The sequence below is a fragment of the Blautia sp. HCP3S3_G3 genome, assembly GCF_052063365.1.
GTDB lineage: Bacteria > Bacillota > Clostridia > Lachnospirales > Lachnospiraceae > Blautia_A.
In genome coordinates this window covers 34,108-49,485 of the sequence record NZ_JBQHXR010000020.1, presented here as the reverse complement: position 1 = coordinate 49,485, position 15,378 = coordinate 34,108, and the positions used below count along the sequence as shown (strand labels likewise).

The window sequence follows — 15,378 nt, the reverse complement described above, 5'->3', positions numbered from 1 at the left end:
ACAGAGAAATGTCCATTCCTATGGCTCCTTCTTCTGAGATATTTATTGATGATATATTGAAAAAATCCTTGATATTCAAGGAAAAAAGACTTGACTTAATAGGGAGGAATTTATGATGAGAAAAAAGTGGATGAATAAAATGATGGCGGCAGGTCTTGTGGCGTGCATGCTGACAATGGGAAATCCTGTGGGAATGAGAGGTGTCGTGGAGGTACAGGCGGCGATTACAGACGGAAATGTTCTGGTGGATGGGCTTGACAGATCACCGGACTATTATATTGTGCCGAATTCAGACAGTGCTGAGATTTCTTCAGATACGCTTTCCAATCTGTCTGACAGCGAGAGACAGATGGCAATCAATGAAATCTATGCCCGTCACGGCAGAAAATTTGTGATATCCCAGGTCCAGGATTATTTCAATGAAAAATCCTGGTATTCCGGAACCGTAGAAGCTGATTCCTTTGATGTAAATGTTTTTAACAGCATTGAAGAAAAAAATATTGAGAAACTGCAGGGCAAACTGAGCTATCTTCTTCCGGGAAGTGATCTGCGTTACGTGACGGATGCGGAGGTTTCAGCGCTGACAAAAGAACAGCAGCAGCTTGCGATCAATGAGATTTATGCCCGCCGCGGCCGTAAATTTGACATGAAAGAATATCAGGATTATTTCAATCAGCAGTCCTGGTATTACGGTACGATTGCTCCGTCTGATTTTGATGAGAGTGTTTTCAATGAGTATGAAAATGCCAATATTAGTAAGCTGTCCGATGCCATGAATTCCGGAAATTATGCCGGATCGGGAAGTTCTTCGGAATCCGGTGTGTATTCGGATTTTGCCGGAGAGTATCATCTTTATACAGACAGTAAGGAAGTTGTGATGCAGATCAGTCTGTATACAGATTTTTCTATTGAAGATGCCGGCGAAGGTACCGAGTGCGGTACGGTAACGATGATCGTTTATTATGTAAATGGCAGTATCGGCAAAATGTCAGGTAATATTGTGAAATCCAGTGGAAATAATTATGTTCTTTCCGGCAAGGGAATGAATGGTATTACTGTAGCGGCAGGTCAGAACAGTGTGACTGTGGGTAATTCCAAGAGTATCAACGGAACTTACGAAAAGACAGAGAGTTACAGCAGCTGAAAGTGCAAAAAGACAGAGAATTACAGCAGCTGAAAGTGCAAGAGAATTACAGCAGCTGATAGTGCAAAAGACAAAAATTACAGGAAAGAAAAGAATTCCAGCTGATGGTGGAAAATCATTAAAATGACCAATGATTTCATCTGATTCAGCTGGTATTTTTTGGGGAAAGAAAAATGGAACATGTCAGAGAAGTATATCACGCAGTCAGACATTATGCCTCAGTTTTTTTACAGTGGGTGATGATTGGACTTGGAGTAGGAACTGTTGTGGGATTTTGCGGAACAGGATTTGCTTACGGAATGAAGATGGTAACGGGGCTTCGGGCGCAGTATCCGTGGTTATTATTCGGACTTCCGTTTGCAGGGCTTCTGATTGTTGCAATTTATCATTTTGCAGGACTTCGGAGGCATCGGGGAACCAACAGGGTGCTTTTGTCGATCCGGACAAAAAGTAAAGTTCCTTTTCGTATGGCACCTGCTATTTTTGTGGGAACACTTCTGACACATCTGTGCGGAGGAAGTGCCGGACGTGAAGGTGCAGCGCTCCAGATGGGCGGGAGTATCGCACAGCAGCTTGGCCGCTGGGCAAAAGCGGAAGAGAGAACCATGCATGTTTATACAATGTGCGGAATGAGCGCATGTTTTGCAGCATTGTTCGGAACGCCAGTTGCTGCAGCGGTGTTTTCTCTGGAAGTAGTCAGTGTGGGAATTATGCATTATTCAGCGCTGGTTCCCTGTTCTGTTGCGGCGCTTACCGCAGATACCATTGCCAGATATTTTAAAGTCGGACATATGGGATTTACGGTATCTGGCATGCCGGAAAGCTTTGATTTACTGACAGGAGGACGTGTCTGTGTGCTGGCACTTGGGTGTGCTGTGGTGAGTATTATTTTCTGTGTGATCTTGCATAAAACAGGACATTGGTATGAACATTGTTTTAAGAATCATTATGTCAGAGCATTTGTAGGAGGACTTCTGATCATAGGATTGACACTGATTCTTCAAACAGGTGATTATCTGAGTGTAGGAGAGCGTGTGATTGAGGAGGCGGTTGCGGGAAATGCACGGCCGGAGGCATTTCTGCTGAAAATGATTTTTACGGCGTTGACATTGGAAGCCGGGTATAAAGGGGGCGAAATTGTTCCGACATTATTTATTGGTTCTACATTCGGCTGCGTGGCGGGTGGTCTTCTGGGTCTTTCACCGTCTTTTGGCGCGATGCTTGGGATGGTTGCGCTGTTCTGCGGTGTAACGAATTGTCCGATTACAGCGATCTGTCTTGGCATGGAGCTTTTTGGAGGAAAGGGGATGGAGTGGATGCTGCTGGCTTCGGCGGTCAGTTATATGCTTTCCGGGTATTATGGATTGTACAGCAAGCAGAAGATTCTTTATTCCAAAGAGGCACCGGAATTTATTGACGCGACTTGCAGATGAGAAAGAAGAGGTATGGTGAATGAAAAGGGGTTCTTGGGAATCACAGAGAGTTTCATGAATGATCGTGGGTTTTCACTCAGTAATAAATACTTTGAGTTGGGGATAAAGCTGTAGCAATTTGGTTTATTTTTATAACTATAAATGAGTAAATCCCAAATATTGCACAAAATAAAGACACCCACTGAAGAATGATGTATAATTGAAGTACCACCAACAACATACTCACTCAAACAAGGGGGTGTCCGTTGCAAACAGTATACATCATTCTAACAAAATTTACAATTACTTGCCGCAAAATCATGAATATCTATTCTACGTTACAGAAAGATTACCATTAAAGATGAGTCTCTTCGGAATCATAGAAGAAATATAACGGAAATTCTACGGAAATAAATTGAATAAATTTCCGATAAATGTTATACTGTTTCCGAAAGAGGTGATAACATGACTGATACCAAATATATTTCAACAAAAGAAGCAGCCAGAATTATGGGGTTATCCACAAGGAGAGTTGTAGGATTATGCAATGATGGAAAAATGGAAGGTGCTGTGAGAGCAGGTCGAAGCTGGCAAGTTCCGGAGGAGACAGTATATGCTTATATTGGTACTGCAAAACCCAAAGTAGGAAATGATGCAATTCTTTCTTGTTCAGTTGGGAACACCTCCTACATTGACGTGGTACAGAACAGCTATTATGTAGATAAAACCCTCTTGATTCGTGATTTGATTGATGATCAGATTCCGGTTATTCTGTTTACCAGACCGAGAAGATTTGGAAAGACGCTCGCTTTGGATATGCTTAAGACCTTCTTTGAAAAAACGAAAGAAGATACATCCGTATATTTTAAAGATAAGCAGATCTGGGCATGTGGTGAAAAATATCAGAAGATGCAAGGTGTATTTCCGGTTATTTCCCTTACTTTTAAAGATGCAAAGTTCTCTGATTGGGACAGTACCTATATTGCAATCAAAAATGTGATTCGTGATGAATTCATGAGACATGAAGAACTTTTTACAAGCGACTGTCTTAACCCGGTAGAACAGGATTATTTGACAAGAATACAGTCGGATGAGCTTAGTGAGGTGGAGTATACCAGGGCGCTTCTGAATCTGAGTCGCATACTGGAGAAACATTATCAGTCGAAGGTTGTAATTTTGGTCGATGAATATGACACTCCGATTCAGCAAGGCCATTCCAGAGATTTCTATGACGATGTGATAATATTTATGCGTAATTTTATGTCCGGAGGACTTAAGGATAATGCTTCTCTGGCATTTGGTGTTCTTACCGGTATTCTTCGTGTTTCCAAAGAGAATTTGTTCAGCGGATTGAATAATCCAATCGTGAATTCTGTATTGGATGAAAAGTACAGTGAGTATTTTGGATTTACTATAGATGAAGTAAATGCTATGGCATCATATTATGGACAGGAGGAAAAGCTTGATGAACTTCGTGAATGGTACGACGGATATCGTTTCGGAAGTACAGAAATCTATAATCCATGGTCAGTTGCGAATTATTTTTATAACAATTGTCAGGCGAGACCATACTGGACCAATACGAGTGATAATGAGGTCATCCGTGAAATTATGGTTTCTCTTACACCGGAGATTGCAGAGAATCTGTTTGCTTTGATGCAAGGAGAGGCGGTTCAGGCATCCTTGAATATGGATGTCATTTATCCCAGAATTACAGATGGAATAGATACCATCTTTAGCTTTCTTTTAATTGCCGGATATTTAAGACCGGTAAGTGATGCGGTGGAAACCGAATTTGGAACATTCATAGAACTTGAATTACCAAATAAAGAGATCCGTAGAGTCTATAATACAGAGATTTTATCCTGGCTCAGAGGAACCGTAGATGGTAATATTATGGCAGGACTGGAAAAAGCTCTCTACCTGAATGATGGAAAGAAGCTTCAGGAATCTCTTAGAAAATATATGATTACCTGTATCAGTTGTTTTGATGGAGCATCAGAAAGTTTTTACCATGGTATGATGCTGGGTCTGGCAGCCGGGATGTCTTCAAGATATTATATCCGGTCAAACAGAGAATCTGGTGAAGAGCGATTTGATCTTACGCTGGAGCCTAAAATGCATTCCATGCCGGGCATTATTATGGAATTTAAAGCGACAAAGGATCAATCAGATCTATCGGCATCTGCCGAAGAAGCATTGAATCAGATTGATGATAAGCACTATGATACAGACATGAAAGATCGTGGGATTAAGGAAATCGTAAAATACGGTATTGCCTTTGCAGGTAAAAACGTGGAGGTGAAGAAGAGGTGCGAATAGCTTTGGCCCAAATGAAAAATGAAGGCAAAAGGATATGGAGAAATAAGAAGTTCCATTTCAGTGGAAGTTTTGCGCAGTAAACCAGAAAAGAAATACTTGCCAGAAATGCCGGAAACGAGTTATAATTCAAATATATTTGCGAAGAAGCAGCTCCTGCCTGAAAGAATGGCTGAACTGCTTTTTTCGTGTAAATTGCAAACGAGAAAGTGAAAGAGAGGAACGGTTATGGAGAAAAAACAAAATAATGCAGTAACTCCGTATGATCTTGATGGGCGTCCGCCTCTGAAGGTGGCAATTCCCCTTGGACTGCAGCACGTGCTGGCTATGTTTGTGGGAAATCTGACACCGCTTCTGATTATTACAGGAGCATGTGGAATTGAATCGGGAAGTGAACTTCAGGTTGCATTGCTTCAGAATGCCATGCTGATTGCGGGAATTGTTACGCTGGTTCAGATTTTTACCATCGGGCCGGTGGGAGGTAAACTTCCTATCGTTATGGGAACAAGTTCCGGTTTTATCGGAGTATGCAAGAGTGTTGCAGCAGTGATGGGAAGCGGTGTGGCAGGATACGGTGCGATTCTGGCAGCTTCCTTTATCGGAGGTTTGTTTGAGACGGTGCTGGGCGGCTTTCTGAAGCCATTGCGCAAATTTTTCCCGGCAGTTGTTACAGGCACTGTGGTATTGTCCATTGGTCTTTCGTTGATTTCTGTAGGTATCGGTTCTTTTGGAGGAGGAAGTTCTGCAGCAGATTATGGTTCTCTGGAAAATCTGTTTGTGGGTTTTGTTGTATTGATCGTGATTGTGGCTTTGAAGCATGGAACCAAAGGATTTACCAGTTTTTCATCCATTTTGATCGGTATTATTGTGGGATATATTCTGGTTGGAATCATGGGCATGATTCTTCCTACAACTTTTACCTATGTCAATGATGCCGGTGAGACAGTGGAGGCAACCAAAGCCTGGGTGCTGAACTGGAGCAAAGTTGCGGATGCGTCCTGGTTTGCAATTCCGAAGATTATGCCTGTGAAATGGGTGTTTGATGCAAAAGCAATTGTTCCGATCTGTATTATGTTTGTGGTAACAGCAGTGGAAACCGTTGGTGATATTTCCGGTATCACAGAAGGCGGTCTTGGAAGAGAAGCAACAGACAGAGAACTTTCCGGCGGTGTGATGTGTGACGGACTGGGATCTTCTTTTGCAGCTCTTTTTGGCGTATTGCCGAATACTTCTTTCAGCCAGAACGTTGGTCTGGTTGCAATGAATAAAGTTGTCAATCGTTTTTCCATTGCGACAGGCGGTATTTTCCTGATTGCATGCGGACTGTTTCCAAAACTTGCTGCGCTGATTTCCATTATGCCGCAGAGCGTTCTCGGCGGTGCGGCTGTTATGATGTTCTCATCCATTGTAGTCAGCGGTATTCAGCTTATTACAAAATGGCCTGTTACACCGAGAAATGTTACGATTGTATCTGTAGCACTTGGACTGGGCTACGGAATCGGTGCAAACTCTGCAATACTTGCACACCTTCCTTCCGCCATTTCCCTGATTTTCGGGGGTTCAGGAATTGTTCCGGCAGCACTGTTTGCCATTATTCTGAATATTGTACTTCCGCCGGATGAAAAATCCGAAGTGGAAATTGCAGAAGAGATTCTGGCAGAGAAGAAAGCGAAGCAGAAGAAATGATGGATATGACATCAGAAGCACATCTTTTTTGATTCCAAATCTAATAACAGTATAAATTTGATTCCAAATCATAATAACAGTATAAAAATGGGGATGCCTCAGTTCCGATGGTGAACTGCAGTATCCCCGTTTGTTATTCTTGCTTATCTCGTATCTATTGGTTTCTATTGTATCTGTTCCGTACCTTCACAGATACGAGCCAAAATCCAGAACCCGACAGCGTCAGCTGAGAGTCATTCTAATAATCTGTCTTATGGTAAAAACGTCCATTGATGTAGTCTGTCTTAATGATATTCACGAAGGCCATAGGATCGGCTTCTTTTACTTTTCTTACAAGAATCTTTGCCTCTTCCCTTGAAACGACGGAATAGATCATGCTTGTTTTTTCATCGGTATAACAGCCTGTGCCTTCGAATTGGGTGGCACTGTGGTGCGTGAGCTGTGCGATTTCTCTATAGACAACATCCGGTTTTTGCGTGATGATGAAAAGTGTATGTTTCTTGTATCTCTGGTGCAGAATCTGAACTGCCTGTGTGGATGTGAACTGGAAAATAATAGAATAAAGCGCCCGTTCCCATCCGAAAAGGAGACCGGCAATGAGCAGGATGCAGGCATTGACGCCAAGAATATAATTCCAGATATCACGTCCGCTTTTTTCTGAGAAATATATGGCAATAAAATCAGTTCCGCCGCTGCTGGTATTGCCGATGAGGCAGAGACTGACAGCCAGTCCGTTGATCAGTCCGCCAAAGATACTGATCAGCAGGGTATCATAGGTAATTGGCTGAACCGGGATGATATCGGTGAGGATACTGGAAAGAAAAATAACACAGCAGGAACTGATGGTAAATTTCTTCCCGATAAACCGGAAGCCTATGTACACTGGAAACAGATTTAAGAGAATGTTGATGAGCGTATATGGAATTTCCACTCCGGCAAATGTTCTGAAAATGTTCTGAAAGAGCAAAGTCAGTCCGCTGAATCCGCCCGGAAACAGTCCGCCCGCCCGGACAAAGGTCTTGATATTCAAAGCAAAAATTACGGCAGCGAAAGCTGCACAGCCGTAACGCTTCATTTCAAGCTTCATATTCGTATTTTTCATGGTTCCCCCTCCAATTGCATTAATCACATTTTTATCATAACTCACCCGCATGGAAAAGTCCATATTTGTCAGATGGAAAAGTCAATGATAAAAGCAGGAGCGATTCACAATTCAGGAATTATTTCAGCCGAGAGATTTCCGGAGAAGCATCTCTTTTCCGGATATTCCCGGTTCTGTCATATTGACCGGATCCAGGATATGGTCAAGTTCCTCTTCATTCAGCAGTTTTTCCCGAAGAATGAGGCTGCGGACGGATTCTCCTGTCTGCAGTGCTTTTTTGGCGATGTCGGCGGCTTTCTGATAGCCTACGTGCGGACAGATGGCAGTGATAATGCCCACACTGTTTTCTACCAGATAACGGCAACGGGTTTCGTTGGCAGTGATGCCCGTGACGCAGTTATCCACAAAAGTGCGGACAGCGTAAGCCAGTGTGTCAATCGACTGGAACAGACAGTAAAATACAATCGGTTCGAAAGCATTCAGTTCCAGCTGTCCGGCTTCGGCTGCCATGGTGATGGTAACGTCGTTTCCGATAATGTTAAAGGCTACCTGATTGACGACTTCCGGGATTACAGGATTTACCTTTCCCGGCATGATCGAGGAACCATTCTGCCTGGCGGGAAGATTAATTTCTGCAAAACCGGCTCTCGGTCCGGAAGACATCAGGCGCAGATCATTGGCAATCTTGGATAAAGTTACGGCGCAGGCTTTGATGGAACCTGAAACGGAAACGAACGGATCCAGATTCTGTGTCGCGTCAATCAGGTCAAAAGCCTGTACGAATTCCATATCAGATACTTCTACCAGGTTTGGAACAATGCGGTTCAGATAGGCTTCATCTGCATTGATTCCGGTTCCCACAGCGGTTCCGCCCATGTTCAGGGAGCGCATTTCATCCATGGCTTTGTCCATACGTTTCATGTCACGCATAATGGCAACGGAATAGGCATGGAATTCCTGACCGAGGCGGATGGGAACCGCGTCCTGCATCTGGGTGCGGCCCATTTTGATCACATGGTCAAATTCCTCTGCTTTTGCGCAGAGAGCTTTATGTAAACGGAGAAGCTCTTTCTTTAAATTTTTCAGCAGACGCAGAGAAGTCATTTTGCCGGCTGTGGGAATGACATCATTTGTGGACTGACCGCAGTTAACATGGTCGTTGGGATTGACGATGGAATAATCTCCTTTCTGCCCGCCGAGAATCTCAATAGCACGGTTGGCGATTACTTCGTTGGCATTCATGTTCAGGGAAGTTCCCGCGCCGCCCTGAATGGGATCGACGATAAAATCATCGTGGAATTTTCCCGTAAGTATTTCATCACAGGCTTTTACAATGGCTGCGGCACGTTTCTTATCCAGAATCCCGATCTCGCAGTTGGTGATCGCAGCGGCTTTTTTGATATAAGCCAGACTGTTGATGATTTCCGGATGCATATTCAGACCGGTGATGGGAAAGTTTTCAGCAGCACGAAGAGACTGAACTCCGTAATAGACATCCTCCGGTACATCTTTGGTTCCGATAGAATCTTTTTCTACACGATAATCTGTTTTGTGATTTTGTTCCATGGTGGTAATCCTCCCTCAATTTTATTATCTGATAAGTGGTATCGGTATCGCTTTCTGTGGAGACAGCAGGTATGCCTGCCGTATACAAGTAATTTTCTGCAATTTTTAGTGCTGTCAGTCTCATGGTGGTTTACGGTATTGTCCGCTTGTACAAGTATCGTCAACTTTATGTTGAAAATAGTATAAACCGGAGTTAAACTATAATCAAATATATATGTTTTTATAATTACTATAACTTTAAAGCTATATACATGGAATTGCAAAAGAACCGGGGAGGAATCAATGTTTCAGGGAATGGAATATGTTTACGCAGTATACCAGGAGAAGAGTTTTTCAAAAGCGGCACAGAAGCTTTTTATTTCACAGCCCTCACTCAGTGCTGCGGTAAAACGTGTGGAGCAGAAAGTTGGATATCCAATCTTTGACAGGAGTACTAAGCCGCTGGGTCTGACGGAATGCGGGGAAAAATACATCAGTGCTGTGGAAAAAATCATGGCAGTGGAGAATGAATTTGTGGATTTTATCAATGATTGGGGGGATCTGAAGACCGGAAACCTTGTACTGGGCGGCAGCAGTCTGTTTTCCTCCTGGGTACTTCCGCAGATCATGGGAGAGTTTTCGAAAAAATATCCTCTGGTAAAAATCGCTCTGGTGGAGGAAAATACATCCGGACTGGAGAAACTTTTGCAGAGCGGAGGTGTGGATCTTGTAATGGATAACTGTCTTCTGGACAGTTCTGTTTTTGACAGATGCGAGTACCGGGAGGAACATCTTCTTCTGGCGGTGCCCGGGATTTTTTCAATCAATGAGAAACTGCAGGGTTACGGGATCAGTGCAGGGGACATCAGGAAGGGGACATTTCTGAATCCTGAAGTCCCGGGGGTTCCTCTGGAGTATTTTGAGAAAGAGCCTTTTATCCTGCTGAAACCGGATAATGATACAGGAAAAAGAGCCATGAACCTCTGTCAGGATCATGGCTTTGCTCCGAATGTTGTATTTGAACTGGATCAGCAGCAGACTGCCTATAACGTTACCTGTTCCGGTCTGGGAATTTCCTTTGTCAGTGATACGCTGGTCAGCCGGGGCACAGATCATCCCAATGTGATTTACTATAAGCTGGAGGGGAAGGACAGCAGCCGGAAACTGTTTTTCTACTGGAAAAAAGGCCGGTATTTCACCAGAGTGATGGAGGAATTTCTAAAAACTGCAGCAGCGGAATCTTCAATAAAATCAGAAAAAACAGCATCCGGGTACATGCGGTAATCCGAGGATACCACAATTTTGCAAAGATCCGCAAGCATGCCGAAATTATCCGGAAGATCTGTGGATTTATCACCGCTCTCCAGCCCGCCGCCGTGAAAATAGATCAGAACATTGGAGGTATTGCCGTCAGGAAGATAAAGATCAAGAATCTGCTTCCCCGGATTTTCTGTTCCATAAACAATATCTTTGACAAGTTCCATAATATACTCCTTTTGACAATCAACTTTGATGATAAATAGTGTTCAGCTGCGTTTATAATAGAATGATAGTGATGTCAAAAAAAAGCATGGGATTTGCGTATTGTTTTCAAATAGATGTATGATGGAATTAATTACCGATAAATCAGGCGCGAAGCTATTCTTTACATCATCTGCCGAACAGTGTATATTTAAGATAAGGATGTACTTATACTATTACGAATGACAAACGTTCCGAAAAAGGAATATCTATTTATGGTATATTCAGGAATGTGTGTCAGGGCGCTTTTCCTGTCTATATAAAAATCTGCGTTAGCAGGGAAAGCGAGGAAATGAATGGCAAAAGAAAATCGGGAACATAAGGACAGTGTCTTTACAGATCTGTTCTGTAAAGATGAAACCGCAAAAGAAAACCTTCTGGAGTTACATAATGCTCTTTATGACACAAATGATACGGATCCGGAATTGATTAAAGTAATCAGTCTGGAAGATGTACTCTTTAAGAATTTAAAAAATGACGTGGCTTTTACAGTCAGAAATCAAAAAATTGTACTGAGTGAACATCAAAGTACGGTAAATCCGAATATTCCACTGAGGGATCTGCTTTATATTGCAAGAGAGTACGAGAAGATAATAGCTGTACGGGATCGCTATAAAACCAGTCTTGTGAAGATTCCGACACCAAGGTTTTTTGTGTTTTATAATGGAACAGAAGATTATCCAGCTGAGCAGATTCTGAAACTGTCTGCTGCATTTTGCGAAACAGAAGAAAACATAAGCCTCGAATTAGCTGTAAAAGTAATTAATATCAACCCTGACAAACAACATGAGATACTTGAGAAATGTAAAGTATTGAGAGAATACAGCCAGTTCGTAGAAGCAACCAGAAAATACAGAGAAGATGAGGACCAGCTTCAGAAAGCAGTAAAAGAATGCATAGAGAAAGGCATTCTTGCAGACTATCTTTTAAGAAAGAGCAGCGAGGTGGTAAATATGTTAATGGCAGAGTATGATTACGAAATGGATATTGAGGTACAGAGGGAGGAAGCTTCAAAAAAAGCAGATGATAAGCGATTTGCAGAGGATGTAGATAAGATCATAAAAAAAATGCATATATCTCCGGAGAAGGCCTGCCAGATACTGGATGAATCTTATGAAAAGTATCTGGAGATTAAAGAACAATACACGGAAAACACTGAAAAGCCATAAAACATTTTCAGAAATAATCTGAAAAGCCGGTTCCGGGAAGCCTGCTTTTCTAATAAATGCACTTACAGGAGAAGAAAGATTTATGAGAAAACAAAATTTTCAATGGACGGAAATGACAATGGGTGTCTGTTATTATCCGGAGCACTGGGACAGGTCGCTCTGGAGAGATGACCTGAGGCGAATGAAAGAAACAGGGATTTCTGTTGTCCGCATTGCGGAGTTTGCCTGGAACAAAGTGGAACCGGAGGAGGAAAAGTTTACTTATACCTTTTTTGATGAATTTCTGGATATTTGTCTGGAAGAAAATATGCGTGTGATATTCGGAACACCCACAGCAACACCTCCGGCATGGCTGACTGAAAAATATCCGGAAGTGCTGAACGGCCGGGAAGACGGCACTCTTTACCGGCATGGTGCAAGACGGCACTATAACTATAATTCAGGGAAATATCAGGAACTGTCCGCCCGTATTGTGGAAAAGCTTGCATCTCATTATGGAAAACATCCGGCAATTGTGGGATGGCAGGTGGATAATGAGCTGAACTGTGAAACATATGAGTATCATTCTGAAGCGGATTCAGAGGCTTTTCGCGTGTTTCTGAAGGATAAATACGGTACACTGGGTGCCCTGAATGAAGCCTGGGGAACGGTATTCTGGAATCAGACATACACAGCCTGGGAGCAGATTTATGTGCCGCGCCCGGTATTGAATGACGGATATAATCCGCATATGTATCTTGACTACAACCGCTTTATTTCCGAAAGCACGATCCGGTTTTGCCGGATGCAGACGGAGATCATCCGGAAGTATAAAAAACCGGGAGATTTCATCACCACTAATGGAATGTTCTGGAATATTGACAATCACAAAATGGCAGAGGAATGCCTGGATGTTTATACCTATGATTCTTATCCGAGCTTTGCCTTCGGACTGGATCGTGATCCGAAAAATACAAAAGATCTGAACGATCGTCACTCGTCAAAAAACCTGACAGAGGTGCGTTCCATCTGTCCGCATTTCGGAATTATGGAGCAGCAGTCCGGAGCTAACGGCTGGGTGACCCGTATGTCCGGTCCTGCACCCCGTCCGGGACAGGTGCGGCTGTGGGCGATGCAGAGTGTGGCTCATGGGGCAGATTACATCTCCTTTTTCCGCTGGAGAACCTGCACTTTCGGAACGGAAATCTACTGGCATGGAATTCTGGATTACGACAACCGGGATAACCGGAAACTTGCAGAAGTAAAGGAGTTTTACCGGGATTTCAAAAAACTGGATGAACTGTGCGGCTCAGAATATGTGGCTGCATTTGGTATTCTGAAAGATTTTGATAATGTCTGGGATACGAATATTGATGAAATTCACCGGCGTGTGGCTGAGGCCAGTGAGGAAGAAATCTTCGAAATTGCACAGCTGACACATACACCGTACAATGTGATCTATCTTCATGAAGATACGATACCGGAGAATCTGGCATCTTATCCGGTACTGTTTTACCCGCATCCGGTGATCATGACTGAGAAAAGGGCAGAACTTCTGAAAGAGTATGTGGCTCAGGGAGGAACGCTTGTGCTCGGATGCCGCTCCGGCTATAAACAGGAAAATGGAAAATGTGTGATGATGCCGCAGCCGGGACTTCTTGGGGATCTGACAGGGTCTGATGTGAAAGAATTTTCATTTGTTCATGGCATGGAAGAACCGGTGTGGGCAGACTGGGACGGGAAACGTATGGAAATGCCGATTTTCAATGATATTATGGAACCTGCCGTTTCCGGGAGGAGTGATGAATCCGCAAAAGAAACATATCCGAAAGACTGTGCAGATGACAAGATAAAAGTTCTTGCTGCTTACGGAAACAGCTATTACACCGGAAAAGCCGCTCTGATTGAAAAGAAAACCGGAAAGGGCCGGACTCTTCATCTTGGAAGCGCATTCTCCAGACAGAATGCGGAATTGCTGTTCGAATATCTTGGTGTGAAAGAGCCGTTCAGACATCTGATAGAAGCACCGGAGGATGTGGAACTGGTGATGAGACGAAAAGATGGACGCGAGTATCTGTTTGTGCTGAATTATCAGTTTGAGTCCCGGAAAATTGTCCTGAAGAAGGCAATGCGAAGTGTATTTAAAGAAATCGAGGTATGCGGTGAGCTGGAAATACCGGCATTTGGTGTGGAAGTATTTGAGGTACTTATGAATAAATAAGAGTTGTGATTCCGGGCATCTTTTTGAGGGGTTGGAAATCTCAGCAGATCCTTCTTTTAATAAGCATTTCCGGAAGACCATGAATCTGTTGTTTGGAAGAAAAGCGCCTGATTCGGAGAGATATCCGGTCAGGCGTTATCTGCTTTGTTATAATATATGTGATTGTGTCTGTTCTTTTAAAATCTGGTACATTCTTTCTGAAACAGGCACGGGTACGCCAAGTCTTGCGGCTTCGCGCACAAGATAACCGCTGAAGGTTTCCAGCTCATTCGTCTTACCGGCCCGGACATCTCGCTGCAGGGAACTGGTGGCATTATCAGCATATTCGTAGTAGAAGCGGTGAATGATGGAGTCAATATGCTCCTGTGTAATATGGACATGTCTGGCAAGAGCCACCTGATAGGCTTCCTTTACCAGAGCTTCATATTCACCGGCTTTTACAGGATCGTTTCTAATCTGTCCGATGGTATTGTCGTAGCAGGCAGTTGTTACATTATAGGCGCAGTTGAGAATGTATTTTTTCCAGATAGCCTGTTCGATGTCTTCTGCTGCTTTACAGTCAATGTCTGCCCCTGCCAGAATGGATACGGCTTCATTTACAGCTTCTCTCTGTGCACAGTCCGCATCCCGGATACCCAGATAAAGCTGTGCAAAGCTGCCCTGCTGGGAGATGGAAAAGTCAGGATTTGCGAAGGCAATGATATAGATCAGGGAATCTATGACAGTACCTTTGGTCAGGATGGCGCGCACACGGTCTCCGGGATCCACGCCGTTCATGACCGGAATGATCAGCGTGTGGTCTGATACAGCATGCTTCATGCTGCGGCATACTTCTTCAAGTGAATAATTTTTGACACAGACAAAGATACAGTCCTGTTCTTCCAGTTCTTCTACAGGGACAACATGTTCCGGAACGGCAGTGATTTTCCCGTGATAGTCACTGTGGAGAGTCAGACCATGTTTTTTAATAGATTCCAGGCGCTTTCCCCTTGCAGCAAATGTCACATGAGGGTAACGGGAGGCAAGCATGCCGGCAAGATATCCTCCAACGCCGCCGATGCCGATGACGGCGATTTTTTTATTCTGCAGATTTACTGAATTTGAATTATGATTCACGCTCATTTATTTTTCCCCTGTCTATTGTAATTTTTGATAATGAAAAACTCCGAACCTGAGAAAAGTTCGGAGATATATTATGATGGAGCATATGAGATTCGAACTCCTGACCTTTTGCGTGCGAGGCGAACGCTCATCCCGGCTGAACGATGCTTCCTTGTAAA

General features: G+C 43.4%; 11 protein-coding genes. 7 read left to right on the top strand and 4 right to left on the bottom strand.

What is annotated here, in order from left to right; translation table 11 throughout:
• The first annotated feature begins 112 nt into the window (after nucleotides 1-112).
• The 4 genes from ACTNEW_RS13300 to ACTNEW_RS13285 all read left to right on the top strand — a co-directional run bounded on the left by ACTNEW_RS13300 (nucleotide 113) and on the right by ACTNEW_RS13285 (nucleotide 6,561).
• A complete protein-coding gene (locus tag ACTNEW_RS13300) occupies nucleotides 113-1,144 on the top strand; it encodes a YARHG domain-containing protein (protein ID WP_441061894.1) in 1,032 nt (343 codons plus the stop codon).
• Nucleotides 1,145-1,317: 173 nt separating this feature from the next.
• A complete protein-coding gene (locus tag ACTNEW_RS13295; RefSeq protein WP_441061892.1) occupies nucleotides 1,318-2,577 on the top strand; it encodes a chloride channel protein in 1,260 nt (419 codons plus the stop codon).
• Nucleotides 2,578-3,021: 444 nt separating this feature from the next.
• Nucleotides 3,022-4,878, top strand: a complete 1,857-nt coding sequence (locus ACTNEW_RS13290) for an AAA family ATPase (RefSeq protein ID WP_441061890.1) — start codon at nucleotides 3,022-3,024, stop codon at nucleotides 4,876-4,878.
• 225 nt (nucleotides 4,879-5,103) lie between these two features.
• Nucleotides 5,104-6,561 carry a uracil-xanthine permease family protein gene (locus tag ACTNEW_RS13285; RefSeq protein WP_441061888.1) on the top strand — a complete coding sequence of 486 codons (1,458 nt, stop codon included), beginning with the start codon at nucleotides 5,104-5,106 and terminating at the stop codon, nucleotides 6,559-6,561.
• 238 nt (nucleotides 6,562-6,799) lie between these two features.
• Here ACTNEW_RS13285 and ACTNEW_RS13280 read toward each other — a convergent pair whose 3' ends face one another.
• Together ACTNEW_RS13280 and ACTNEW_RS13275 are read right to left on the bottom strand one after the other, a co-directional pair.
• A complete protein-coding gene (locus ACTNEW_RS13280) occupies nucleotides 6,800-7,663 on the bottom strand; it encodes a YitT family protein (protein WP_441061886.1) in 864 nt (287 codons plus the stop codon).
• A 123-nt stretch (nucleotides 7,664-7,786) separates the two neighbouring features.
• Nucleotides 7,787-9,229: an aspartate ammonia-lyase gene (locus tag ACTNEW_RS13275; RefSeq protein ID WP_441061884.1), complete on the bottom strand. Its 1,443-nt coding sequence runs from the start codon at nucleotides 9,227-9,229 to the stop codon at nucleotides 7,787-7,789.
• Nucleotides 9,230-9,511: 282 nt separating this feature from the next.
• Here ACTNEW_RS13275 and ACTNEW_RS13270 point away from each other — a divergent pair, with 282 nt between their 5' ends.
• Nucleotides 9,512-10,492 carry a LysR family transcriptional regulator gene (locus tag ACTNEW_RS13270; RefSeq protein WP_441061883.1) on the top strand — a complete coding sequence of 327 codons (981 nt, stop codon included), beginning with the start codon at nucleotides 9,512-9,514 and terminating at the stop codon, nucleotides 10,490-10,492.
• Here ACTNEW_RS13270 and ACTNEW_RS13265 read toward each other — a convergent pair.
• Entirely contained in the window at nucleotides 10,381-10,692 is a 312-nt protein-coding gene (locus ACTNEW_RS13265; protein ID WP_441061881.1) for an alpha/beta hydrolase, read from the bottom strand. The two genes, ACTNEW_RS13270 and ACTNEW_RS13265, sit on opposite strands and share 112 nt — an antisense overlap.
• A gap of 333 nt (nucleotides 10,693-11,025) precedes the next feature.
• Here ACTNEW_RS13265 and ACTNEW_RS13260 point away from each other — a divergent pair, with 333 nt between their 5' ends.
• Together ACTNEW_RS13260 and ACTNEW_RS13255 are read left to right on the top strand one after the other, a co-directional pair.
• Nucleotides 11,026-11,898: a hypothetical protein gene (locus ACTNEW_RS13260; RefSeq protein WP_441061879.1), complete on the top strand. Its 873-nt coding sequence runs from the start codon at nucleotides 11,026-11,028 to the stop codon at nucleotides 11,896-11,898.
• 82 nt (nucleotides 11,899-11,980) lie between these two features.
• A complete protein-coding gene (locus ACTNEW_RS13255; RefSeq protein ID WP_441061877.1) occupies nucleotides 11,981-14,098 on the top strand; it encodes a beta-galactosidase in 2,118 nt (705 codons plus the stop codon).
• A 147-nt stretch (nucleotides 14,099-14,245) separates the two neighbouring features.
• Here ACTNEW_RS13255 and ACTNEW_RS13250 read toward each other — a convergent pair whose 3' ends face one another.
• The gene (locus tag ACTNEW_RS13250; RefSeq protein ID WP_441061875.1) at nucleotides 14,246-15,220 is read right to left on the bottom strand and encodes a ketopantoate reductase family protein; all 975 of its coding nucleotides are present in this window, start codon (nucleotides 15,218-15,220) and stop codon (nucleotides 14,246-14,248) included.
• Between the last annotated feature and the right edge of the window lie 158 nt (nucleotides 15,221-15,378).

Coding starts and splice junctions, on each gene's coding strand:
- ACTNEW_RS13255 (WP_441061877.1), top strand. CDS start 11,981: ATGAGAAAACAAAATTTTCAATGGACGGAAATGACAATGGGTGTCTGT.
- ACTNEW_RS13260 (WP_441061879.1), top strand. CDS start 11,026: ATGGCAAAAGAAAATCGGGAACATAAGGACAGTGTCTTTACAGATCTG.
- ACTNEW_RS13300 (WP_441061894.1), top strand. CDS start 113: ATGATGAGAAAAAAGTGGATGAATAAAATGATGGCGGCAGGTCTTGTG.
- ACTNEW_RS13295 (WP_441061892.1), top strand. CDS start 1,318: ATGGAACATGTCAGAGAAGTATATCACGCAGTCAGACATTATGCCTCA.
- ACTNEW_RS13270 (WP_441061883.1), top strand. CDS start 9,512: ATGTTTCAGGGAATGGAATATGTTTACGCAGTATACCAGGAGAAGAGT.
- ACTNEW_RS13280 (WP_441061886.1), bottom strand. CDS start 7,663: ATGAAAAATACGAATATGAAGCTTGAAATGAAGCGTTACGGCTGTGCA.
- ACTNEW_RS13290 (WP_441061890.1), top strand. CDS start 3,022: ATGACTGATACCAAATATATTTCAACAAAAGAAGCAGCCAGAATTATG.
- ACTNEW_RS13285 (WP_441061888.1), top strand. CDS start 5,104: ATGGAGAAAAAACAAAATAATGCAGTAACTCCGTATGATCTTGATGGG.
- ACTNEW_RS13275 (WP_441061884.1), bottom strand. CDS start 9,229: ATGGAACAAAATCACAAAACAGATTATCGTGTAGAAAAAGATTCTATC.
- ACTNEW_RS13265 (WP_441061881.1), bottom strand. CDS start 10,692: ATGGAACTTGTCAAAGATATTGTTTATGGAACAGAAAATCCGGGGAAG.
- ACTNEW_RS13250 (WP_441061875.1), bottom strand. CDS start 15,220: ATGAGCGTGAATCATAATTCAAATTCAGTAAATCTGCAGAATAAAAAA.